24 protein-coding genes are annotated in these 20,932 nt (G+C 62.7%); 11 read left to right on the forward strand and 13 right to left on the reverse strand.

Annotated features, from left to right (window positions below; translation table 11 throughout):
- Nucleotides 1-289 (reverse strand): ATP-binding cassette domain-containing protein (locus CMI59_RS08045; protein ID WP_293327030.1); only part of this gene is annotated, 289 nt, incomplete at its 3' end.
- 584 nt (nt 290-873) lie between these two features.
- Here CMI59_RS08045 and CMI59_RS08050 point away from each other — a divergent pair.
- Nucleotides 874-1,296, forward strand: coding sequence for a DUF2794 domain-containing protein (locus CMI59_RS08050; protein ID WP_293327032.1), 423 nt, complete (start codon nt 874-876; stop codon nt 1,294-1,296).
- A gap of 73 nt (nt 1,297-1,369) precedes the next feature.
- Here CMI59_RS08050 and CMI59_RS08055 read toward each other — a convergent pair whose 3' ends face one another.
- The 3 genes from CMI59_RS08055 to CMI59_RS08065 all read right to left on the reverse strand — a co-directional run bounded on the left by CMI59_RS08055 (nt 1,370) and on the right by CMI59_RS08065 (nt 5,545).
- A complete protein-coding gene (locus CMI59_RS08055; protein WP_293327034.1) occupies nt 1,370-2,128 on the reverse strand; it encodes a Bax inhibitor-1/YccA family protein in 759 nt (252 codons plus the stop codon).
- A gap of 133 nt (nt 2,129-2,261) precedes the next feature.
- Nucleotides 2,262-4,856, reverse strand: coding sequence for an ABC transporter permease (locus CMI59_RS08060; RefSeq protein WP_293327036.1), 2,595 nt, complete (start codon nt 4,854-4,856; stop codon nt 2,262-2,264).
- A complete protein-coding gene (locus CMI59_RS08065; RefSeq protein WP_293327038.1) occupies nt 4,853-5,545 on the reverse strand; it encodes an ABC transporter ATP-binding protein in 693 nt (230 codons plus the stop codon). Before CMI59_RS08065 ends, CMI59_RS08060 begins: the two co-directional genes overlap by 4 nt.
- 200 nt (nt 5,546-5,745) lie before the next feature.
- Between CMI59_RS08065 and CMI59_RS08070 the strand changes: the two genes are divergently transcribed.
- From CMI59_RS08070 to thpR, 3 genes are all read left to right on the forward strand, one after another.
- Complete coding sequence (locus tag CMI59_RS08070; RefSeq protein ID WP_293327075.1) at nt 5,746-6,357, forward strand: arylesterase; 612 nt, start codon at nt 5,746-5,748, stop codon at nt 6,355-6,357.
- A 55-nt stretch (nt 6,358-6,412) separates the two neighbouring features.
- Nucleotides 6,413-7,459, forward strand: a complete 1,047-nt coding sequence (locus CMI59_RS08075) for an aldo/keto reductase (RefSeq protein ID WP_293327040.1) — start codon at nt 6,413-6,415, stop codon at nt 7,457-7,459.
- A 119-nt stretch (nt 7,460-7,578) separates the two neighbouring features.
- Entirely contained in the window at nt 7,579-8,151 is a 573-nt protein-coding gene (thpR, locus tag CMI59_RS08080; RefSeq protein ID WP_293327042.1) for an RNA 2',3'-cyclic phosphodiesterase, read from the forward strand.
- Here the strand turns inward: thpR and CMI59_RS08085 are convergent.
- Nucleotides 8,148-8,621, reverse strand: coding sequence for a low molecular weight protein-tyrosine-phosphatase (locus tag CMI59_RS08085; protein ID WP_293327044.1), 474 nt, complete (start codon nt 8,619-8,621; stop codon nt 8,148-8,150). The two genes, thpR and CMI59_RS08085, sit on opposite strands and share 4 nt — an antisense overlap.
- Nucleotides 8,618-9,040, reverse strand: a complete 423-nt coding sequence (locus CMI59_RS08090; protein ID WP_293327077.1) for a metallopeptidase family protein — start codon at nt 9,038-9,040, stop codon at nt 8,618-8,620. The genes CMI59_RS08085 and CMI59_RS08090 overlap by 4 nt, the downstream gene beginning before the upstream one ends.
- Before the next feature lie 51 nt (nt 9,041-9,091).
- On the opposite strand from CMI59_RS08090, the gene CMI59_RS08095 reads away from it, so the two are divergent.
- Nucleotides 9,092-9,451 carry a 4a-hydroxytetrahydrobiopterin dehydratase gene (locus tag CMI59_RS08095; protein ID WP_293327046.1) on the forward strand — a complete coding sequence of 120 codons (360 nt, stop codon included), beginning with the start codon at nt 9,092-9,094 and terminating at the stop codon, nt 9,449-9,451.
- A 74-nt stretch (nt 9,452-9,525) separates the two neighbouring features.
- Here CMI59_RS08095 and CMI59_RS08100 read toward each other — a convergent pair whose 3' ends face one another.
- Nucleotides 9,526-10,308 (reverse strand): SDR family NAD(P)-dependent oxidoreductase, encoded by a 783-nt coding sequence (locus CMI59_RS08100; protein ID WP_293327048.1) that lies wholly within the window; start codon nt 10,306-10,308, stop codon nt 9,526-9,528.
- A 321-nt stretch (nt 10,309-10,629) separates the two neighbouring features.
- Between CMI59_RS08100 and CMI59_RS08105 the strand changes: the two genes are divergently transcribed.
- Nucleotides 10,630-11,058: a YkvA family protein gene (locus tag CMI59_RS08105; protein WP_293327050.1), complete on the forward strand. Its 429-nt coding sequence runs from the start codon at nt 10,630-10,632 to the stop codon at nt 11,056-11,058.
- Nucleotides 11,059-11,061: 3 nt separating this feature from the next.
- Here CMI59_RS08105 and CMI59_RS08110 read toward each other — a convergent pair whose 3' ends face one another.
- The 3 genes from CMI59_RS08110 to CMI59_RS08120 form a co-directional block, all read right to left on the reverse strand.
- Entirely contained in the window at nt 11,062-12,285 is a 1,224-nt protein-coding gene (locus CMI59_RS08110) for a serine hydrolase domain-containing protein (RefSeq protein ID WP_293327052.1), read from the reverse strand.
- Nucleotides 12,286-12,325: 40 nt separating this feature from the next.
- Nucleotides 12,326-13,192, reverse strand: a complete 867-nt coding sequence (locus tag CMI59_RS08115; RefSeq protein ID WP_293327054.1) for a GDSL-type esterase/lipase family protein — start codon at nt 13,190-13,192, stop codon at nt 12,326-12,328.
- 73 nt (nt 13,193-13,265) lie between these two features.
- Nucleotides 13,266-14,270 carry an NADPH:quinone oxidoreductase family protein gene (locus CMI59_RS08120; RefSeq protein WP_293327056.1) on the reverse strand — a complete coding sequence of 335 codons (1,005 nt, stop codon included), beginning with the start codon at nt 14,268-14,270 and terminating at the stop codon, nt 13,266-13,268.
- Between the two features lie 300 nt (nt 14,271-14,570).
- On the opposite strand from CMI59_RS08120, the gene CMI59_RS08125 reads away from it, so the two are divergent.
- The 3 genes from CMI59_RS08125 to CMI59_RS08135 all read left to right on the forward strand — a co-directional run bounded on the left by CMI59_RS08125 (nt 14,571) and on the right by CMI59_RS08135 (nt 16,845).
- Nucleotides 14,571-15,116: a hypothetical protein gene (locus tag CMI59_RS08125; RefSeq protein ID WP_293327058.1), complete on the forward strand. Its 546-nt coding sequence runs from the start codon at nt 14,571-14,573 to the stop codon at nt 15,114-15,116.
- A 161-nt stretch (nt 15,117-15,277) separates the two neighbouring features.
- Entirely contained in the window at nt 15,278-16,519 is a 1,242-nt protein-coding gene (gene rlmN / locus CMI59_RS08130; protein WP_293327060.1) for a 23S rRNA (adenine(2503)-C(2))-methyltransferase RlmN, read from the forward strand.
- Nucleotides 16,519-16,845 carry an antibiotic biosynthesis monooxygenase gene (locus CMI59_RS08135; protein ID WP_293327062.1) on the forward strand — a complete coding sequence of 109 codons (327 nt, stop codon included), beginning with the start codon at nt 16,519-16,521 and terminating at the stop codon, nt 16,843-16,845. Before rlmN ends, CMI59_RS08135 begins: the two co-directional genes overlap by 1 nt.
- Before the next feature lie 125 nt (nt 16,846-16,970).
- On the opposite strand, the gene CMI59_RS08140 is transcribed toward CMI59_RS08135, so the two are convergent.
- Genes CMI59_RS08140 through CMI59_RS08150 form a run of 3 tightly spaced genes read right to left on the reverse strand, consistent with a single transcriptional unit; the run spans nt 16,971 to nt 19,097 of the window.
- The gene (locus CMI59_RS08140) at nt 16,971-17,561 is read right to left on the reverse strand and encodes a 2-hydroxychromene-2-carboxylate isomerase (protein ID WP_293327064.1); all 591 of its coding nucleotides are present in this window, start codon (nt 17,559-17,561) and stop codon (nt 16,971-16,973) included.
- Nucleotides 17,558-18,493, reverse strand: coding sequence for a DUF3137 domain-containing protein (locus CMI59_RS08145; protein ID WP_293327067.1), 936 nt, complete (start codon nt 18,491-18,493; stop codon nt 17,558-17,560). The genes CMI59_RS08140 and CMI59_RS08145 overlap by 4 nt, the downstream gene beginning before the upstream one ends.
- A 28-nt stretch (nt 18,494-18,521) precedes the next feature.
- On the reverse strand, nt 18,522-19,097 hold the full coding sequence (locus CMI59_RS08150) for a LemA family protein (RefSeq protein WP_293327069.1): 576 nt from the start codon (nt 19,095-19,097) through the stop codon (nt 18,522-18,524).
- Between the two features lie 129 nt (nt 19,098-19,226).
- Between CMI59_RS08150 and CMI59_RS08155 the strand changes: the two genes are divergently transcribed.
- The gene (locus tag CMI59_RS08155; protein WP_293327071.1) at nt 19,227-20,465 is read left to right on the forward strand and encodes an amino acid permease; all 1,239 of its coding nucleotides are present in this window, start codon (nt 19,227-19,229) and stop codon (nt 20,463-20,465) included.
- 75 nt (nt 20,466-20,540) lie between these two features.
- Nucleotides 20,541-20,932: DUF3422 family protein (locus CMI59_RS08160; RefSeq protein ID WP_293327073.1), on the forward strand; the 392-nt coding region annotated here is incomplete at its 3' end.

Consider the following 20,932-nt stretch of genomic DNA (forward strand, 5'->3'; position numbering starts at 1 on the left):
CATAGGCGGGCGCGCCTTCCGGCAGGTAGCCGAGCGCCCGCTGCGCATTGAGCGTGTCGTTGACGACGTCATGCCCGCAAATGCTCGCGGTCCCGGAACTGGGCGTGAGAAAGCCCGTCACCATTTTCATGGTGGTGGATTTGCCCGCCCCGTTGGGGCCGAGAAACCCGAGCACCTCGCCGCGACGCACCTCGAAGCCGATATGGTCCACCGCGGTGAACGGACCGAAACGCTTGGTCAGCGCCTCGATCGAGACCATGACATCCCCCGCCCCTGCTTTGCCCTGCATGTCCGAAATTCTGCTGCTCCCTGATCAGGCGGACCCTTTACACGGCCCGTCTTTGCCCGCGCCTCCCAACGCAAACGAATGATGGGTGTAAGGCAGGTATCCCGGCGCATCAAGTGAAGAAAAGGTCATTCCACTCTTACACTTAACATAGCCCCGCACGCCGAAGCGGCAGCGGAGCGCCCAAAGAAAAGCCGTCCAGGCGGGGGGAGTCCTGGACGGCAGTTATCTCTCTGATTTTTGCCTGCGGCCCAAAGGCCGTCAGGCGTGTTGCCCTTCCGGGGTAGGGAGGCCCGGCCCCCATTAAATCCCGGTGGGGCTGGGGGGCTGATGAAACCGGAACTTCAGGAGCCGGGCCATGTAGGCAACGATGACAAGATGCCCCCCCAGTGTGGCCGCTCAAGGGCTGAAAAAAGGCAATATTGTGTTGTTCTCATTTAACGGATTTTCCGCCGGCTTCTGCCGTTTTTCATGACAATTTTTTCATGCGCCCATATGACGAAACCATGACCAAGACTGGCCTGTCATGGCTTTCGCCAGCTACACTGCCTGATACTGAATTCGGTCCAGAGGAGTGGTCGCGCCCCATGACAGACACCGGCAGCGTTATCGACGGTCGCCAGCCCATCGCCCTGTCCGAGGACTCGCAACCGCGGCTTACCCTTGTCAGTTCATCCAACGCACCGAAACCGGCAAAGCACCGCGAGCCGGATGTCTTCTTCACCCGGGCGGAGCTGGACGCCATCCTGTCCGTCTACGGGCGGAAAGTGGCCGAGGGCGAATGGCGCGACTATGCCATGGGCGGCTTTCGCGAAACCGCGATCTTCTCCATCTTCCGCCGCACGAGCGAGATGCCGCTTTATCGCATCGAGAAGCGGCCCAAGCTCGCCCGCCGTCAGGGCGCCTGGGCGGTGCTCGGCGCCGATGGCCAGATCCTGAAACGCGGCCACGACCTGAAGCAGGTCTTGAAGGTCTTCGAGAAGCGCTCGCTCAAGGTCGTGGACTACTGAGCACCCCCTCCACCCAGACAAAAAAAGCCCCGGTGTCTCCACCGGGGCTTTCCGTTTCGTCTGTAGGTCCGCGTCAGTTGCGCTGGTTACCCATGAACTGCAGCAGGAACATGAACAGGTTGATGAAGTCGAGATAGAGCGCCAGCGCGCCCATGATCGCCTTCTTGCCCGCCACGACAGCGCTGTCGCCGGCAAAGTACATTTCCTTGATCCGCTGCGTATCCCAGGCGGTGAGGCCAGCGAAGATCAGCACGCCGATCGCCGAAATCGCAAACTGCATCGCGGAGCTTTGCAGGAAGATGTTCACCACCATCGCGATGACGAGGCCGATAAGCCCCATGATCAGGAAAGACCCGATGGGCGAGAGGTCGCGCTTCGTCGTGTAGCCGTAAAGGCTCAGGCTGCCGAAGGCCGCCGCGGTCACGAAGAAGGTCGTCGTGATGCTTTCGCCGGTGAAACGCAGGAAAATGCTGGAGAGCGAAAGCCCCATCACCCCTGCGAAGGCCCAGAACAGGATCTGCGATGTCCCGAGGCTCAGCTTGTTGATGCCGAAACTCAGCACCAGCACGAAGGCCAGCGGAGACAGCATGATGACCCAGGCCAGCGGGCTCTGGTAGATGGTCTGACCGAAGGAGGTCAGCATCAGGCCCTGCGCGGTTTCCTGCGTCGCCGCCTGGAACGTGAAATAGGCAATGAAGCCGGTCAGCGCGAGGCCGCCAGCCATATAGTTGTAGACCCGCAGCATGTAACTGCGCAGGCCTTCATCAATTCCGGCGCGTGCGCTGGCGCCGTACTGCGTCTGCTGAAGCCGGTCTTGATCATAGTTCGACATAAAAATCACCCTCCTGAGTGGTTGGTGAGTATATTGGCTGACACCCACTGAAATTCAAGGAAAACCGGACATTTCCGGACGTTTGTGAACCGGATTTCATTCAGGGTTTACAGGCTGTTACTCCGGCGGAGCCCTAATCCGCCCTGAGGACCGGCGCGGCAGGCGCCGAAAGCGTTCGCCAGGTGCCGAAAAGCCCCATGAGCATGGTGGCAAGCGCGGCCAGCACGACCGTCAGCGCCAGTGTGCCGGGCAGGAAGTGCCAGGGCAGATCCATCACCCGCACGACGACGATCCAGGCAGCAAGCGACCCGGCAAGGGTTGCGATCAGCGCGGTAACAAGCCCCAGCACCGCATATTCCCGCAGAAAGATGCCGAGCACCCGCGCCCTTGTCGCGCCCAGCACCTTGAGCAGGACCGCGTCGCGCACCCGCGCGCGATAGCCCGCCGCCATGGCGCCCGCCAGCACCAGCACGCCCGAGGCAAGCGTCACCATGCCGGTTGCCCGCACGGCCAGCCCGAAATCGTCCAGAAGGCCGTTCACCGCCTGAAGCGCCTCCTTCACCCGGATCGAGGTGATGTTGGGAAAGGCCCGGGTCACATCGGCTTCCAGCCTGCGCTCCCCTTCTTCACCCACGATGCTGTTATCCATGGTGACGGTCGCAAGATCGGTATGCGGCGCGGAAGAGAGCAGGCCGGGCGAAAACACCAGTACGAAATTGATGCCCATGCTGGTCCAGTCGATTTGCCGCGTATTGGCGATGGTCGCCGTCATTTCGCGGCCCAGCACATTGACGGTGATCTTGTCGCCCGGACCGACGCCGAAGCCCTGCGCCAGATCTTCCGCAAAGGAAACCTGAAGCGGCCCCTGGTAATCGGGCGCCCACCACTTGCCCCGCACCAGTGTCGAATTATCGGGCATGGTGGCCGAATAGGTGATGCCGCGATCGCCCCTGAGAGCCCATTGTGCCTCGGGCGCAACCTTCACCTCATCGGCCGGTACGCCATTCACCGCCGCGATGCGCCCGCGCAGCATGGGCACTTCCTGAAACCCCGTGACGCCTTCATGCGCGGTCACGAGATCGCGCAGCGCCGCCGTCTGGTCCGGCTGGATATCGACAAAGAAGAAGGACGGCGCGCGGGACGGCAGGTTGTCCGTGATCTCTCCCGACAGATTGCCGTTGATGAGCGACACGGTGACGAGCAGCGTGAGCCCGAGCCCCAGCGACAGCACGATGGAAGGCGTCGGTGCGCCAGGCCGGTGCAGATTGGCGATGGCGAGACGAAGCTCGGGCCGCCTTACGCGCGGACTTTTTTCGGCAAGTTTCATGATGCCGCGCGCGGCAAGCCACAAGATCGCGAACACGAAACCGGCACCGATGACGAACCACATCGCAAAGAAACGGTCTTCCGCGAGCCCCACGGCGAGGACGGCGAGCACACCCAGCGCAAGCCCGACCGCGAGAATGTAGCGGCGCGGCGGAAAACGCCGCATTGGGGCGATGATGTCGCGGAAAAGCCCTGTCGCAGGCACGTCACGCGCGCGCGCCAGCGGCCAGATGGCAAAGGCCAGCGCCGTCAGCACGCCATAGGCGGCAGCCAGTGCGAGGGGACCCGGATAGACACGAAGATCGGCGGGCACGGGGATCATGTTCCCGGCAACCGCATCGACGATGAAAGGCGCCGCGGCGCCCACCGCGAGCCCCAATACGATGCCGACCATGGCCAGCGCCATGACCTGCAGAAGATAGATCCGGAAGATGAGCGAACCCGGCGCCCCGAGACATTTGAAGGTCGCGATGACGCTCCGCTTGCCGTCGAGATAGGACTTCACCGCATTGGCAACGCCCACGCCGCCGACCAGCAGCGCCGTCAGCCCGACAAGCGACAGGAACAGCGCCACACGCTCCACGAAACGGCGCACACCCGGCGAGCTGTCGGTGCGGTCCTGCACCCGCCAGCCCGCATCGGGGAAGCGTTCCCGCAAGTCGTCGATCCAGCTTTTGAGCGCAACATCGCCCTGCGCACTTTCCGGCAGGCGAATGCGGTAATGCCAGCTGACGAGGCTACCCGGCTGCACGAGCCCCGTCGCGGACAACGCCGTTTGCGAAATCATCGCACGCGGCCCCAGCTCGAAGCCGCCCGCCACCCGGTCCGGCTCATGCTCGATCGCGGCGCGAATGCGAAATGTCTCGTCGCCGATGACGAGGGTGTCGCCCACCTTCAGTTCCAGCCTGTCGAGCAGATTGGGCTCCACCGCCACACCAAACAGGCCGTCGCTTTTTTCCAGCGCGGATGAAAGAGGCTGCGCCGGCGCAAGTTTCATCGCGCCATAGAGCGGATAGATCCCGTCCACGGCTTTCAGCTCGACAAGGCTCTGCCGCCGTTCATCCGGCGCGCCGCCCCCGTTTCGCGCCATGGCGCGCATCTCCGCGCTGACGGAAACCCGGTTTCCCTCGGTGAGATAGGCAAGCTCGGCCGCCGTCGCCTGCCGGTGGATGAGGCGGATATCGACATCGCCGCCGAGAATTTCCTGACCCCGCTCCGAAAGCCCGCGCGTCAGCGCCGTCGAAACGGACCCAACCGCCGCGATCGCCGCGACGCCCAGCGCGAGACAGGCGATCAGCACACGAAACCCGCACATGCCGCCGCGCAGCTCGCGGCGGGCATAGCCCCAGGCGAGCTTCCAGCCCTGCGCTGCCCGACCCTGCGCCAGATCGGCGCCGTTCATGCGGGCACCCCGGCTTCGATGGCGGAAATACGTCCGTCCTGAAGACGGATGACGCGGTCGCAGCGTGCGGCCAGTGCCTCGTCATGCGTGATGAGCACAAGCGTCGTGCCCTTCTGCGCATGCAGATCGAACATGAGCTCGATAATCTCCGAGCCGGTGGACTGGTCGAGATTGCCCGTCGGTTCGTCGGCAAGAAGGACTTCCGGATCGCCGGCCACGGCGCGCGCCAGCGCCACACGCTGCTGCTCGCCACCGGAAAGCTGGCCCGGATAATGGCTGAGGCGATGGGAGAGCCCGACACGGGCAAGTTCCGCCTCCGCGCGCTCGAATGCATCGGCGCGCCCGGCGAATTCGAGTGGGATGGCGACGTTTTCCAGTGCCGTCATGGTGGGAACGAGGTGGAAACTCTGGAACACGATCCCTATGTGATCGCGGCGGAAGCGCGCCAGCGCATCTTCGCCAAGCCCCGTCAGATCCTCGCCCGCCGCGGAAATCCGTCCGCCCGAAGGCCGCTCCAGGCCCGCCAGCACCATGAGAAGAGTGGATTTGCCGGACCCCGAAGGCCCGACCAGACCCGCCGCCTCGCCCCGCGCGACCGCAAGGTCGATCCCGCGCAGAATGTTGACCGGCCCCGCATCGCTGGGCAAGGTCAGGCTCACATTTTCGAGTTCGATGATGTTCTCGTTCAAATCCTCACCCCGTCCGGCTGCGTATGGCCAGAGACGGGTCCCGCCCGCCGCATCACGTAACAATTAAGGGATATGGCATGTTCCAGACGCGAGACAAGCAAGGCCGTCGCGGAAAAGCCCCGTTTCGGATTGCGTTGGCGGCTCTCGCACTGACGTTTCTGGCCTCATGGTCGACAAAGGCGACGGCCGAACCGCCAGCAATGCCGCTGACGATCGTGGCGCTTGGCGACAGCCTGACGGCGGGCTACCGGCTGCCGCCCGATGCCGGCTTCCCGGAACAGCTTGAGGCCGCGCTGAAAGCCCGGGGATATGAGAATGTGACGGTGCGGAACGCAGGCGTCTCCGGCGATACGACCTCCGGCGGGCTTTCCCGGCTCGACTGGGCCGTCGGACCGGAGACGGACGCGGTGATCCTCGAACTCGGCGCAAACGACGCGCTGCGCGGCATCGACCCGGCGATCGCGCGGCGTAACCTCGACGAAATCATCACCCGGCTGAAAAAGCGGAACCTCCCCATCCTGCTGGCCGGCATGTATGCGCCGCCCAATCTGGGCAAGGAATATGCGGCGCGCTTCAACCCGATCTATCCGGAACTGGCCAAACAATACGACCTCATCCTGTATCCGTTCTTTCTCGAAGGCGTGGCCGCCGACCCCGACCTCAATCTGGGCGACGGCCTGCACCCGACACGCAAAGGCGTGGCGGAGATCGTGACCCGCATCATGCCCGATGTCGAAAAGCTGATTGCTGAGGCACGTGAAGAATCCCGCAAGGAGGCGCGCGAAAGCGCCGCCCCGGCGACCGCCGAATAATTTTCCGAACCCGCAACGACGAAACCGTCATAGACACGAAAGAGGGGGAAACCGCATGGAATATCGTGAACTGGGCCGAACCGGCCTCAAGGTGAGTTCGATCTGCCTCGGCACCATGACCTGGGGCGAGCAGAACACCGAGGCCGAAGGCCATGAGCAGATGGACTACGCCATCGACCAGGGCATCAACTTCTTCGACACCGCGGAAATGTATGCCGTGCCGCCGCGCAAGGAAACGCAAGGCTCGACCGAGAAGATCATCGGCAGCTGGTTCAAGGCACGCGGCAATCGCGACAAGGTGATCCTTGCCACGAAGGTCGCGGGGCGCGCACCGATGGACTGGCTACGCGACGACGGCTCGCCCGTCGAACAAAGCCGCGCCCAGATCATGGAAGCGGTCGACAAGAGCCTGAAGCGTCTGCAGACGGATTATATCGATCTCTACCAGCTCCACTGGCCGGACAGGCCCGTCGCCCTTTTCGGCAGCAGCGGCCTTGCCTATCGCCACGTCAAAGCGGAAACGCACCCCATCGAGGAAATCCTCGAAACGCTGGACGAGATCGTGAAATCCGGCAAGGTGCGCCATATCGGTCTGTCCAACGAGACGCCCTGGGGCACGATGAAATTCCTTCAGGCCTCGGAGACGAGAGGCCTTGCCCGCGTCGCCTCCATCCAGAACGCCTACAACCTCCTGAACCGCACCTTCGAGCTGGGCGGCGCGGAGATCGCCCATCGGGAAGATGTCGGGCTTCTCGCCTATTCGCCGCTGGCGCAGGGCTATCTCACCGGCAAATACCAGAACGGGGCGCTTCCCAAGGGCTCGCGCAAACAGCTCTTCAACCGCCTGCAGCGCTATGAGAGCCCGCAAGCCGACGCGGCCATCGAAAAATATCTGGCCCTTGCCAAAAAACACGGGCTCGACCCCTCGCAGCTTGCCAACCAGTTCGCCACCACGCGGCCTTTCGTGACGTCGAACATCATCGGCGCAACGACGATGGAGCAGTTGAAGCTCAACATCGCCTCGAAGGATCTGGAGTGGACGGAGGAACTGGAAAAGGAAATCCACGAGATTCACCAGAGCCAGCCCAACCCCTGCCCTTGAGGAGCGTGAAAGGGTGCTTCACTCTCAATGTCATTGCCGGGCTTGACCCGGCAATCCAGAACGAAACCGCCCTGTCATGCCCGGATCAAATCCGGGTATGACAGACAAGGAACAAGGCCATGATCCGCCTCTTCACAGCGCTGGAAATTCCGCCGGAAGTTTCGGAGAAACTCGTCCAGCTTCAACGCGGGCTCGATGGCGCGCACTGGATCGAGCCGCATGACTTCCACATCACGCTGCGCTTTCTGGGCGACATTCCCGAAAACCTGGCCGACGACGCGGATGAGGCGCTCTCCCGCATTCCGATGACGCCCTTCCCCGTTGAGATCGAGGGGCTTGGCGAATTCGGCGGCGCTGCGCCTCATGCCGTCTGGGCGCGGGTGAAACCGTCGGAACCGTTGCGCATCCTGCAGGGGCGGCATGAAAGCGCCATGCGCCGCATCGGCCTGAAACCCGAAACACGGACTTTCCTGCCGCATATCACGCTGGCGCGAACGCGCCGCGTCGACCCCGCCGAGATCGCACAGTTCATTCAGGCCCATAACCTGTTTGCGACGCCCGGCTTCACGGCCACGCGGTTCGCGCTCTTTTCCTCGCGCGCCAGCAAGGGCGGCGGACCTTATGTAATCGAGAAAACCTATCCGGAAGACGCCTTCGAACCGGATGAGGAATGGGCCGATGAGGAGAGCTAGCGCGAGAGGTGGGCAATAAGCCCGTCGGATGCTTCTTCTAGCATGTCGAGTACATGGGCAAACCCGTCATCCCCGCCATAATAGGGGTCGGGCACGGAGCGTTCGGGGTGGTCCGGCGCGAAATCCATCATCATGACGATCCGCTCACGCACATCGCCGGGCGCTTTCAGACAAAGCATCTCGTAATTGTCCTCATCCATGGCAAGGATGAGATCGAAACGCTGGAAGTCGGCCGCTTTCACCTGCCGCGCCCGAAGGGGCGAGAGATCGTAGCCGCGCGCCTCCCCCGCCGCCTGTGCGCGCGGGTCCGGCGATTTTCCGACATGCCAGGCGCCCGTGCCCGCGCTGTCGATTTCCACATCAAGCCCGGCCGCCGCCGCGCGGGCGCGGAACACGGCCTCCGCGGTCGGCGAACGGCATATATTGCCGAGACATACGAAAAGCACGGCAGGGCGTTTGCCTTTACTCATGACGCACCGCGTTCGATGGCGTGCATGTCATCGTCGGAAAAGCCCAGATGATGGCCGATCTCGTGAATGAGCACATGGCGGATGATGTCGGCCAGCTTCTCGTCATACTCGGTCCAGTAGTCGAGGATGGGACGGCGGTAGAGAAACACCATGTCGGGCATATGCGTGGTCTCGAAGACGCTACGATGCGTCTCCGCCACGCCGTGATAGAGGCCGAGAAGATCGAACGGACTGTCGAGTTCCATCTCCGCCATCACTTCCGCATCCGGAAAATCCTCCACCCGGATGACGACATCCGCGCAGCGCGCGCGGAACTCTTCCGGCAGCTCGTCGAATGCGGCCCGTGCGATACGCTCGAATTCCTCAATGGGCGGTGCCTTCATCCTCGACCAGTCCAAATGTCTCTCCCTGACTTGCATGGCAAAGGTAGGTGCGCGAAGGTCGCGCATCAATCGCCCAATCGACATGAAATGTTGCGGCGGATATCAGAGGCAAAGGATAGGGATATGACCGACAAGCTGTCCGATGCGGCGCGGCGCAAGGCGCTGGCCGGGCTCAAAGGCTGGAGCAAGGTGCGCGGGCGCGACGCCATCGAGAAAAGCTATCGCTTCAAGGATTTCAACGAAGCCTTCGGCTGGATGAGCCGCATCGCGCTCGTCGCCGAAAAAGCCGACCATCACCCCGAATGGGCCAATGTCTATAACCGCGTGGAAGTCGTGCTGACGACGCATGACGCAGGCGGCGTGAGCGAGAAGGACATCGCCATGGCAAAGGCGATGGACCGTTACGCCGGCGCCGCGGGACGTCCCCAGACAGCAAAGAAGAAATAGGCGTAGATGTAAGCGCAAACGAAAAAGCCCCGGCGTTTTCGCCGGGGCTTTTATTTGCCGTGAGGCTTTGTCGCTTAGCGCGGGGCCATGCGGATCGCGCCGTCGAGACGGACGTCTTCGCCGTTGAAATAGCCGTTCTGGATCATGGTCATGGCCAGGTTGGCATATTCGGCCGGCTGGCCGAGACGGGACGGATAGGGCACCTGCGCACCCAGCGCCTGACGGACCTTTTCCGGCGCGCCGGCCAGAAGCGGCGTGTCGAAAATGCCCGGCAGGATGGTGTTGACGCGGATGCCTTCGCGGGAAAGGTCGCGCGCGATGGGCAGCGTCATGCCGACGACACCGGCCTTGGACGCGGAATAGGCAGCCTGGCCGATCTGGCCGTCTTCAGCCGCAACCGACGCCGTGTTGACGATGGCGCCACGGTCGCCGTCTTCCAGCGGATCGAGCGACAGCATGCCCGCCGCCGACTTGGCGATGCAGCGGAAGGTGCCCACCAGGTTGATCTGGATGATGAGGTTGAACTTGTCGAGCGGGAAGTGCTCGGCCGCACCCGTTTCCTTGTTGCGGGAAGCGGTCTTGATGGCGTTGCCGGTACCGGCGCAGTTCACCAGGATGCGCTCCTGGCCGATCGCGTCGCGGGCCTTGGCGAAACCGGCATCGACGCTCTCTTCGTCGGTCACGTTCACCTTGCAGAACACGCCGCCGATATCCTTGGCGACCGCTTCGCCCTTGTCTTCCTGCAGGTCGAACAGCGCGCATTTCACGCCCTGCGCAGCCAGCGCACGGGCCGTCGCTTCGCCGAGGCCGGACGCACCGCCCGTGATCACGGCGGAAATATTGGAGTCGAGTTTCATTAGGCTCTCCCTGTTTTTCCCCCTACGGGAAATGGATCGGAGCTTCGATGCCGCCGGTAATTCGGCGCATCCACCCCGCTTTGTATGTCCCGTACCGGTCCCGTAAGGGGACCCCGGCACCGGCGCTCGGGTTAGGGATTTAGCAAATTCCGGCCCCTTTACGCGAGCGTTAAATGCCCGGAAATGCAGGGAAACTACGCAAAATGAGATCTGCGTCACGATTGACGCAGGGGCGCCTTGCGCTTGCAACGCCCCCTTTTCGCCCCCATTTTTCTATTACATGCTCGAAATGGCATAAGCAGGAAAGGCGACGAGAGCGACATGGCCCCTTCGCAAGGCTCACATTCCGGCCCGGACGGCGTAGAGCGCGAGCTGGAAAGCCCCCGGCTCATGCTGCCCGCCGTGATGCACCGCAATGAGCAAGAGGTCCGCAAGGGCTTCTGGAAGAAGCTCCTGAAAGTGGCCGGCCGCATCCCCTTCTCGGAGGAAGCGGGCGCCGCCTATTACTGTGTGCGGGACCCTGCAACGCCGGTGCGCGTGAAGGCTATCCTGCTGGCGGCGCTTGCCTATTTCGTGACGCCTGCCGACCTCATTCCCGATGTCGTGGCAGGCTTCGGCTTCACCGACGATGCCACCGTGCTGATGGCGGCGATGGGGCTCGTGTCGAGCCACATCAAACCGACCCATCGCAAACACGCGCGGGAGGCCTTGCACATGCCACCCGGCAAGGACCTCAAGGAAGAGGACTGATCCTTACCCTGCGAAGACGCCGCCCGACCGCTTGTAGCCGATGGCTTCATAGGCGGCATCGACAAGCGCCTGCCCGCGATCGTTGAGCAGGATGCCGAAGCCCATCCGGTTCATGTTGTAGCCGAAGCTCATCTGCGCGCGCGGATCGGCAAAGCCGATGGAGCCGCCCATGCCGACATGGCCGAAAGCGTCTTCCGACAGCACGCAGCTTGAATTGACCGCGTTCGGCACCGCCGAATTGTCCATCGACTTCATGAAGCCCAGCGCGAAACGCGACGGGATGAGCAGCGTCGCATCCTCATGCGTCGCCATGGCAACGCGCCCCATGCGATTGAGCGTATCGGCCGAGACGAGTTTGCCGCCGCCATTCGCCAGCGGCTGATACATGCCCGCAAGACCACGGCCATTGGTGATGCCGTTGGCCGAGCCGACTTCCGCGGCATGACACTCGCGCGAGTTGAAATTGGCGCCGCCATTGTTGAGCAGGAAAAGATGCGAGGCCGATTGCGGATCGTTCATCACTGCCTGCGTGAAGCGCGAGGTCGCCGCATCGGCGGGCATTTCCGCATCGATCATTTTCGCGACGCGGGGCTCCTTGTCTTCCGGCAGACCGATCCAGAAATCCAGACCGAACGGCCCGGCGATTTCGTCGCGGAAGAACGCCCCCAGCGACGTACCGGACGCACGCCGTACCATCTCGCCGACCGTCCAGGCGAAGGTAACGCCGTGATAGCCATTACGCGTACCGGGTTCCCAGAAAGGCGTTTCACCAGCAACGAGCCCGCACATATAGTCATGGTCCCAATAGCCGCCGGACTTCACCTTTTCGCGCACATGCGGCACGCCGGCGGAATGGTCGAGCATCATGGAGACAAGCGTCTCCTCCTTGCCATTCGCCCCATATTCCGGCCAGTAGTCGGTGACTTTGGCGTCGAGATCGAGCTTGCCGCGATCGGCCAGCATGTGGGCGGCAAGCGCCGTCGCGCCCTTGGTGCAGGAAAAGACGATGGAAACCGTGTCCTTCTCCCATGCATCCCCGTTGCGCTCTTTCTTTCCGCCCCACAGGTCGACCACCGTCTTGCCTTCGAGCGTGATGCAGACATTGCCGCCCACCTCGTCGCGCTTTTCGAAATTCTCGACAAACGCCTCCGCGACACCCTTGAACTTCGGATCGCAAATGCCTTCCACCTTGCCGGCGCTGGTCTCGCGCGAAAAATTCCCGGTCATGTCCTGAAACATCCTTCCCTGTTTTTAATTCGTATCGGGATTATTGAGCCGCTTCTCCGTTTTCCGTCGAAGCGGGTATCCCTTGTTCTGCATTTTCATTCGCGGCGGCATTTGCCGGCGGCGTGCTATCGTTTGCCGCCCCATCTTTCGCCGCTTCGTCACTCGCCTCACCATCCGCAACCGGGGCATTCATCCGGTTCTGCGGCTCGATCCCCGCAGCCGTGAGTGCCGGTTTGATATGGCGCGACAGCACCTGGTATCCGGCGCCGGACAGCGTCAGCCCGTCCCAGCGAAAATAATCGACATTCACCTTGCCGTTCGGCAGCAGGAGATCCTTCGTCACATCGATGAAATGAACGCTCGGGTCGCTTTTCGTATATTTCTCGACGAGTTCGTTTGCGCGCGCCATGCCGTACCAGCGCGAGGTGCGCATGGGCTGCGGCGGAATAGAAACGAAGAAGACCGGCGCCCCGACCCCGTCCTTGCGCAGTGTCTGCAACAGCTCCACGAAATCCTTCAGCACATCTTCCGGACGGCGGCCATGTACATCAGCCAGATCGTCCGCGCCCACGATGATGACGACGGCGGCCGGATTGTAAGGCGCGGCGATGCGCGATGCGTAATGGGTGATATGCGCAACCTGCGCACCGCCGAAACCGCGATTGATGGTGATATAGGGCGCCATGTCGCGCTCAAGCGTCGACCAGCGGCGAAGGCTGCGCCCGCCGAGAAAGAGAACGGCGTCCTGCGGCGGCGGATTGGACACGTCACGCCGCTCGAAAGCAGCGATCTCGGTTTCCCAATAGGTCGCATCGCCCGAGGCGAGCAGCACATGGATGAGGAAACCGAAAAGGGCGAGAAGGAGGAGAAGAAAGCCTCCGCCAAGAATGACGATCAGGCGATTCATGGAACGCTATTCTCCCCCAGCCCAAAACGGGCGGGGCGCGTTACCGCCCCGCCTCGGCTTCGAATGCGCACCGTCAGCGCGACGGCACCAGCACGATCTTGCCCTTCACCTTGCGGGCGGCCATGTCGTTCAGCGCCTCGGCAACTTCCTCGAACTTGTAGGTCTTCGAGACATGGGGGCGCAGCTTGCCCGCCTTGAACCAGTCCATCAGCTCCTGAAGGTTCTTCTGGTTGCCTTCCGGATTGCGCGCCGTGAAGGCGCCCCAGAAAACGCCGACGATCTGGCAGCCTTTGAGGAGCGCCAGATTGAGCGGGATCTTCGGGATCGGGCCGGAAGCGAAACCGACCACCAGGAAACGGCCTTCCCAGTTGGTGGCCCGCAGCGCGGCTTCCGAATAGTCGCCACCGACCGGATCGTAAACGACATCGGCGCCCTGTCCGCCCGTCAGTTCCTTGATCTGTTCGGAAAGCTTTTTCTGCGCATCCTTATCGAGCGGACCCGAAGGATAGAGCAGCGTCTCGTCGGCGCCATGCTCCTTGCAGACGGCAAGCTTGTCCTCGGAGGACGCCGCCGCGATCACTTTCGCGCCCATCGCCTTGCCGAGTTCGACGGCGGCAAGACCGACGCCGCCCGCCGCGCCCAGCACAAGAAGCGTCTCGCCCGGCTGGATATGGGCCCGGTCCTTCAACGCATGATGCGAGGTGCCATAAGTCATCAGGAAGGCGGAAGCCGTGGTGTAGTCCATCTCATCGGGGATGGGCGTCACGCGGCCCTCGTCGATGGCGATTTCCTCGGCAAAACCGCCCCAGCCGCAAGAGCCGATCACGCGGTCGCCGACCTTCACCCGGGTCACGCCCTCGCCGACCTTGATGACCTTGCCGGCCACCTCGCCGCCCGGCGAAAAGGGCAGCGGCGGCTTGAACTGGTACTTGTTTTCGATGATGAGCACGTCGGGGAAATTCACCGCCGCGGCATGCACTTCGAGCACCACCTGCCCCTTACCGGGCTCCGGGCTCGGCACATCCTCGATAACGAGCGTCTCCGGCGGTCCGTATTCCTTGCACAAAACGGCTTTCATGAGCGTCCCCTTAGAACTTGTAATTGAATCTGTCTCTCTGGACTGGATTGGATCGGTTGCGATGGCCCTGTTTATCACAAGGCCCCCGAAAGCCGCCAGAACACAGGAAGGAGGACACAGGATGAGAACACGCGACGGAAGCGCCTTCCAAATTTTGCCGGATTTGCTCCCTAGGCTTTCAATAATGATACGGGGGCGATTCTCTGAGGGTGATTCTCTGGAAATCTGTCCCCCGTCCCGTTATGGTCGAACGCCGCCCGTCGGTCGGACGAATCTGAGTGGAACATGATGCCAAAAGCGATGCGTTTCCCCGGGAGCCTTGTATTCCTGAGTCTTTCCCTTGCCCTGTTTGCCTATTCTACCGCGCCTGCGAAGGCTGCGGATGAGCTGAAGCTGCTCGGAAAATATGGCGATTGGGCCGCCTATACCTATGGCACCGGGAAGAACCGTATCTGCTATGCGATGACCGAGCCCAAACAGATGCTGCCCAGGGGAGCCAACCGGGGCGATGTCTATTTCATGGTCACCCACCGCCCGGCCCGCGGCACGCGCAACGAGATCAGCATGCGCGTCGGCTATCCCTTTTCCCCGACGAGCCATCCCTTCGCGACCATCGACAAGGACAAGTTCCAGCTTTTCACAGGCGTGAAGGAAGGCGGCGAGCACCGCTTCTGGGCCTGGCTCGACAATGTGAAGCGGTCTTCCGCCATGGTGGACGCCCTGAAGAAGGGCTACAAAATGGTCATCAAGGGCACCTCCACGCGCGATACGCTGACCACGGACACCTATTCGCTGAAAGGCAGCTCCGACGCGCTCAGCAAGATCGACGCCGCCTGCCCGAAATAGGCCGTTTACCGTTTGCCGGCGCCCCATATAGGAATCCCGGCCTCATCTGTGATATGAGACCCGCCAAAGGCGGCCTGTCCCGCGATCCGGCCCGAAAACGGGCAGGACGGGCGGCTGTCTGATATGATTTTCCGGAACAGACACGAAACAGGGCATCGGCCATGGCGCCCCAGCTCGACATTGCGCGTTCAAACCCCAACGCTCCCGCGCTCGACGGTCAGGAGACCGGCGGGACGGATGCCGCGCGCCCGCGCCGGATCAACATGGTCGGCCTCACCCGCGCCCAGCTCGCCGACGAGCTGAAGGCCCTCGGCCTGCCGGAAAAGCAGATCCGGATGCGCGTCAACCAGCTCTGGAACGGCATCTATAATCGCGGCCTGAAAAACTTCGAGGGCATCACCTCGCTGTCGAAGGAGCTTCGGGCGCAACTGAACGAGCGCTATGAGATCGCCCGGCCGGAAGTGGTCGAGGAACTCGTCTCGGTGGACGGCACGCGCAAATGGCTGATGCGGCTGGCGCCGGAAAAGCCGGGCATGCCCAGCCCCGAAATCGAGACCGTCTACATTCCCGAGGAAGGCCGCGGCACGCTCTGCATTTCCTCGCAGGTCGGCTGCACGCTCACATGCACCTTCTGCCATACCGGCACGCAGAAGCTCGTGCGCAACCTCACCCCCGGTGAAATCGTCGGCCAGTTGCTGGTCGCCCGGGACAGCCTGAACGAATGGCCGGAGAGCGCCGACCAGCCGCGCATCCGCAATTCCGACGACCGCATGGTGACGAATATCGTCATGATGGGCATGGGCGAACCGCTCTACAATTTCGAGAATGTGCGCGACGCGCTGAACATCGTCTCGGACGGCGAGGGCCTGCAGCTTTCCAAACGCCGCATCACGCTCTCGACCTCGGGCGTCGTGCCGGAGATCCCGCGCGCGGGCGAAGAGATCGGCTGCATGCTGGCCATCTCGCTCCATGCGCCGAACGACGAAGTGCGCAACAAGCTCGTGCCGCTCAACAAGAAATACCCGATCGAGGAACTTCTCGATGCCTGCCGGCAATATCCCGGCCTGCGCAACGCGCAACGCATCACCTTCGAATATGTGATGCTGAAGGACGTGAACGACAGCGTGGAGGATGCGAAAGCGCTTGTCCGCCTGCTGAAAGGCATCCCGGCAAAGATCAATCTCATCCCGTTCAACCCCTGGCCGGGCTCGCCTTATGAATGCTCCGATTGGGCGCAGATCGAAAAATTCGCCGATGTGGTGAACCGCGCGGGCTATGCGAGCCCCGTGCGCACCCCGCGCGGCCGCGACATCATGGCCGCCTGCGGCCAGCTCAAGAGCGAAACCGTGAAAAAGCGCGCGAGCGAAAAGCTCAAGGAACGGAAAGAAGCTGCGGAGGCGTGATGATCGCCGTCATCTATCGCTGGCGCGTCGCGCCGGAACACGAAGAAGACTTCAAGCGCCGCTGGCACGAAATCACCGAAGACGTGATGGCGCATTATGGCGGCGGCGGCTCGCGACTTCACAAGACCGAGGACGGCGACTGGGTGGCCTATGCGCGCTGGTCCCGCAAGGAAGATCGCGACAAAGCCTTCGAGCAGGTAACGAAGAAACGCGAGGGCCGCACCCCGCAGGGCGAAGGCAAGGCGGAGCTCATCGAGGAAGTCTGGCTGGAGATCGTGGACGATTTGCTGATCCCGGAAGCGGACCTGCCTGACCGGTTTCACTGAGCCGAGCGGCCACGTCCAACAATGACCGTCATTGCGAGCGAGAGCGAAGCAATCCAGAAGCGCCCCGCGCGGAGCTGGATTGCTCCGTCACTTCGTTCCTCGCAATGACGGCGGCAGCATTTTCGCTACCGCCTCGCCCACTCCAGCGCCTGTTCCAGCCGGTCGTTGCCCCAGAAAAGTTCGTCCCCGACCGTAAAGCTCGGCGCGCCGAAAATACCCTTGGCAATGGCCTCGTCCGTCTGTGCCTTGAGCGCGGCCTTCACCTCATCGCTCCCTGCCTTTTCGAGAACAGGCTGAGGCTCCACTTCCAGCGCGACGAGAATGCGCGCCAGCACGTCTTCCCCGGAAATATCCCTCTGTCCCGCAAAATTCGCGAGATAGACCTCGCGCGTGAAAGCGGGCCTGAGCGCTTCCGGCAGCGCCAGCACGATACGCGCGGCGCGAAGTCCGTTTTGCGGAAAGCGCACCGGCTCCTTCAGCGTGAGGCCCTGCGCGTCACAGATACGCTCCATGTCCCGCCACATATATTTTCCCTTGGCAGGATAGATGTTGAACGGACTGTCGTTCCAGCCTTGCGCCCCGAAAATCGGCCCGAGCAGGAAGGGCCGCCAGCGAACGGAGACGCCCGCCCTCTGCGCCGCCTCTTCCAGCCGCATCGCCGCCGGATAGGAATAGGTGCTGGCGAACTCGTACCAGAATTCGACCTGTCGGCTCATACGCGTGTCTCCTGATTGAGCTTCAATATCCGCACGGCGGAAGCGATGAAGAGGATGGGCGCAACGAGTCTTTCCACCTTTTGCGGATCGTCCACGCGGGTAAAGACCGACGGGTTTCGGAAATGATCCTTCCCCAGATGGACGGACAGATAGAGCTTCTCGTCGAGAAAGGCAGCCTGCATGCGCCCGCCCAGCCGGTCGCGCATCGCCAGCAGCCGCTCCATGAACGCAGGCGTCAGCAGATAGCGCGCCTCCACCTGATCGGTCGAATAGACCTCGAACACGTTCTCGAATTTCGGGTCTTCCAGCACCACGCGCTCCCCGTCGCGCCCCATGCCGCCCAGCGCATTGAAGATCGTGCCGTGATCTGTGTGAAGCACGGTGCGCCCCTGAAAGGGCTTGGCGAAAGTGAAATAGCCGATGAGACCGTGAAATACCGTCGTCTCGCTGGTGCGGCCCTTGCTGTCGCGATGCTCCTCGACGAGCTTGCAATCGGCGAGTTCGAAACGCGCCCTGTCGATCTCGCCCCAGACATGGTCTTCCAGATGCCGCTTGTCATATCCGGGAAGAATGCCGCATCGGCGCAGCGGTTCCATCAGCGTCACCGGCGCATCGGGGCTGTATTCGTAACCGAACCATCGAAAGATGCGGGAAAAGAGATCGGCCTTGAACGTCTTGCCCCATGACGAGAGCGGCCAGAGGGCGAGCCCCGTTCCTGCAATACCGATGAAGCCGCCTGCGAAGAGAGCGAACTGAATTTCCGTGGAAGTCGACAGCGCCAGCGCCATGGCGATGGCAAAGAGGATCGCCGCGCCCGCAAGAATGTAGGAGCGCTGTGCGATCTTCGCCCGCTCGCCTTCCTTCACCGCGAGCCAGGGCTCCAGCTCCGCGGTCAGGAACCCGTCAAAGGCGCGCGCCCGTTCGTCGGCCACCGCATCCAGCATCTCCCGGCGCATCGGATCAGGCCGGCTTCATATAGTCGTCGACATCCACCGGCCCGCGCGCTTCCTCCTCCACTTCGTAAAAGGGCATGGAACGCACCCCCGCCATATTGGCGATGATACTGCCGGGGAAGATTTCGACCGCATTGTTGAGTTGCGTGACGGAGGCATTATAGAAACGCCGCGCCGCCGCGATATTCGCTTCCACCTCCTCGAAGGTTTCCTGCGCGCGCACGATCGTGTCGGACGAACGAAGCTGCGGATAATTCTCCGCGACCGCGAAAAGCTGCCGGAGCCCGGCATCGAGCTTTTTCGAGGCGTCGAGATGCGCCTTCACCTCATCCGGGTCGTCGCGCTTGTAGGGCCGGTCCACCTGCGTCCGCAGCGCGGTCAGTTCCGTCAGCAGCGATTTCTCATGCGTCATGAAATTCTGCGCGAGCTTCACGACATTGGGCACGAGATCGAAACGCTTCCTGAGCTGTACATCGATGGAGGACATCGCCTCCCGCGCCTTGTTGCGCCGCGAGATCAGGCTGACATACCAGCCATATCCGGCCACGAGAACGATAAGGACGATTATTCCGACGGTCAGCATGGGGGCCTCTTCTCCAATATACCCCAAGCCTAGCACAGAGACGGTGAACGCAAGACCGGATTGAGGCACAATCACGCTGTCCCAACATCGATCCCGCCATGCCGGAAGCGTGACACAGCAGAGAACCGTATGACCGAGCGCGACGCGCCCACACCTCTTCGCCGTTCCATCCGTCTCATTCCGCTCGCGCTTTACGGCGTCGGCGTCACGGTGGGCGCCGGCATTTACGTGCTGACGGGCGCCGTCGCGGGAACGGCGGGCGCCGCCGCGCCGCTGTCGTTTCTCCTCGCCGCCCTGCTCATCGCACCGACCGCCTTCAGCTTCGGCGAATTGTCCTCGCGCATGCCCTTCGCCGCGGGCGAGGCGGCCTATGTGCTGGCCGGCTTCAGGCTTTCATGGTTGTCGCTTCTGGTCGGGCTGATGGTGGTGGCTGGCGGCATCGTTTCGTCGGCCACCGTCACCAATGGCGCGGCGGGCTATATCGGCGAAATGGTTCCCCTGCCGCCCTTCGTCATCAAGATCGGTTTTGTGACGCTGCTCATGGGCATCGCCATGTGGGGCGTCGTGCAGACGGTCGCCGTCGCCATTCTCTTCACATTGGTCGAAACCGGCGGCCTCCTTCTCATCATCGCGGCGGGGCTTGCCTCTCCCGGCGAGGGAGCGACGCTGCGGGAAATGTTCCTGCCTTTCCTCGTGGCGGACGGCTTGCCCTTTTTCGGTCTCGCCGGCGTCACGGCGGGCGTGATGCTCGCCTTCTTCTCCTTTATCGGCTTCGAGGACATGGTGAACATGGCGGAAGAGACGGAGGCGCCAGAGCGCACCATGCCCCGCGCCATCATCCTGACGCTCTGCATCACCACGCTGCTCTACATCGCCACCGCGGCGGTGGCGCTTCACACGGTTGCCGCCGCCGATCTTGCGGCAAGCAGCGCCCCCCTTGCGCTGGTCTTCGAGCGGGCGACGGGCCATGACGCAGCTTTTTTCGCCGGCATCGCCGTCATCGCCACGGTGAATACCGTCCTCATCCAGATGGTGATGGCATCCCGCGTCATCTACGGGCTGGCAGGCAAAGGCGCCGTCCCCGCGCTTCTCGGCATGGTGCATCCCGCAACGCAGACACCGCTCATTGCCACGGCTCTGGTCGCAGGAATTATCGTGGCGCTCGCCCTCTTTTTTCCGCTGGAGGGCCTGGCGCGCACCACTTCCTATATCGTGCTCGCCGTCTTCGCCCTGGTGAACGGCTCGCTCGTCGCGCTGAAGCTCAAGGGCGCCGGACCCGCCGCCTTCACGGTGCCGCTGGCCGTCCCCCTGCTGGGCGCGCTGCTCAGCGCGGCGGTCCTTGCCGTGGAACTCTGGCGCGTCCTCTGACGCGGGGCGGGCCGCCTTCCTGCGGGCATCCTCATCGCCTATGATCGCGCCAAACGAACGGCCGGAAAGACCCTCATGCCGCTCTCTCTCAAGAGCCTCACCGAATATTCCCTTCGCCGCGGCCTCCACGAAGAGGTTCACAGTCGCCCGCCCACCGATGTGGACGGCCAGCTTCTCTGCACCCATTTCGCCGTGCTGACCGGCGAGCGCGGCGCGGAGGCCGAACGTGAACGGATCGGCGAACTGGCCGAGGAAATGGGCGCTCCCCTGGCGCGCGATCTGGGCAATCACCTGTCGCACGACCTGGGGCCTGTGCGTCTCGTCTGGGAGCGGCATACCGAATTTTCGACCTATACGTTCTTCAAGCCGCTGGAAGGCGGAATGACGCCCGAAGAGGTCTTTGCCTGCGCACCGCTCTCCGACCTGCCCGACAGCGCGGCGCGGCTTTTCGACGGGGAAATCCTGAC

The organism is Parvibaculum sp. (assembly GCF_002684405.1).
Classification (GTDB): domain Bacteria; phylum Pseudomonadota; class Alphaproteobacteria; order Parvibaculales; family Parvibaculaceae; genus Parvibaculum.

Bases quoted from the DNA above. Each gene is read 5' to 3' on its own strand.
- CMI59_RS08050 (WP_293327032.1), top strand. From the start codon at position 874: ATGACAGACACCGGCAGCGTTATCGACGGTCGCCAGCCCATCGCCCTG.
- CMI59_RS08055 (WP_293327034.1), bottom strand. From the start codon at position 2,128: ATGTCGAACTATGATCAAGACCGGCTTCAGCAGACGCAGTACGGCGCC.
- CMI59_RS08060 (WP_293327036.1), bottom strand. From the start codon at position 4,856: ATGAACGGCGCCGATCTGGCGCAGGGTCGGGCAGCGCAGGGCTGGAAG.
- CMI59_RS08070 (WP_293327075.1), top strand. From the start codon at position 5,746: ATGCCGCTGACGATCGTGGCGCTTGGCGACAGCCTGACGGCGGGCTAC.
- CMI59_RS08075 (WP_293327040.1), top strand. From the start codon at position 6,413: ATGGAATATCGTGAACTGGGCCGAACCGGCCTCAAGGTGAGTTCGATC.
- thpR (WP_293327042.1), top strand. From the start codon at position 7,579: ATGATCCGCCTCTTCACAGCGCTGGAAATTCCGCCGGAAGTTTCGGAG.
- CMI59_RS08085 (WP_293327044.1), bottom strand. From the start codon at position 8,621: ATGAGTAAAGGCAAACGCCCTGCCGTGCTTTTCGTATGTCTCGGCAAT.
- CMI59_RS08090 (WP_293327077.1), bottom strand. From the start codon at position 9,040: ATGCAAGTCAGGGAGAGACATTTGGACTGGTCGAGGATGAAGGCACCG.
- CMI59_RS08095 (WP_293327046.1), top strand. From the start codon at position 9,092: ATGTTGCGGCGGATATCAGAGGCAAAGGATAGGGATATGACCGACAAG.
- CMI59_RS08100 (WP_293327048.1), bottom strand. From the start codon at position 10,308: ATGAAACTCGACTCCAATATTTCCGCCGTGATCACGGGCGGTGCGTCC.
- CMI59_RS08105 (WP_293327050.1), top strand. From the start codon at position 10,630: ATGGCCCCTTCGCAAGGCTCACATTCCGGCCCGGACGGCGTAGAGCGC.
- CMI59_RS08110 (WP_293327052.1), bottom strand. From the start codon at position 12,285: ATGACCGGGAATTTTTCGCGCGAGACCAGCGCCGGCAAGGTGGAAGGC.
- CMI59_RS08115 (WP_293327054.1), bottom strand. From the start codon at position 13,192: ATGAATCGCCTGATCGTCATTCTTGGCGGAGGCTTTCTTCTCCTCCTT.
- CMI59_RS08120 (WP_293327056.1), bottom strand. From the start codon at position 14,270: ATGAAAGCCGTTTTGTGCAAGGAATACGGACCGCCGGAGACGCTCGTT.
- CMI59_RS08125 (WP_293327058.1), top strand. From the start codon at position 14,571: ATGCGTTTCCCCGGGAGCCTTGTATTCCTGAGTCTTTCCCTTGCCCTG.
- rlmN (WP_293327060.1), top strand. From the start codon at position 15,278: ATGGCGCCCCAGCTCGACATTGCGCGTTCAAACCCCAACGCTCCCGCG.
- CMI59_RS08135 (WP_293327062.1), top strand. From the start codon at position 16,519: ATGATCGCCGTCATCTATCGCTGGCGCGTCGCGCCGGAACACGAAGAA.
- CMI59_RS08140 (WP_293327064.1), bottom strand. From the start codon at position 17,561: ATGAGCCGACAGGTCGAATTCTGGTACGAGTTCGCCAGCACCTATTCC.
- CMI59_RS08150 (WP_293327069.1), bottom strand. From the start codon at position 19,097: ATGCTGACCGTCGGAATAATCGTCCTTATCGTTCTCGTGGCCGGATAT.
- CMI59_RS08155 (WP_293327071.1), top strand. From the start codon at position 19,227: ATGACCGAGCGCGACGCGCCCACACCTCTTCGCCGTTCCATCCGTCTC.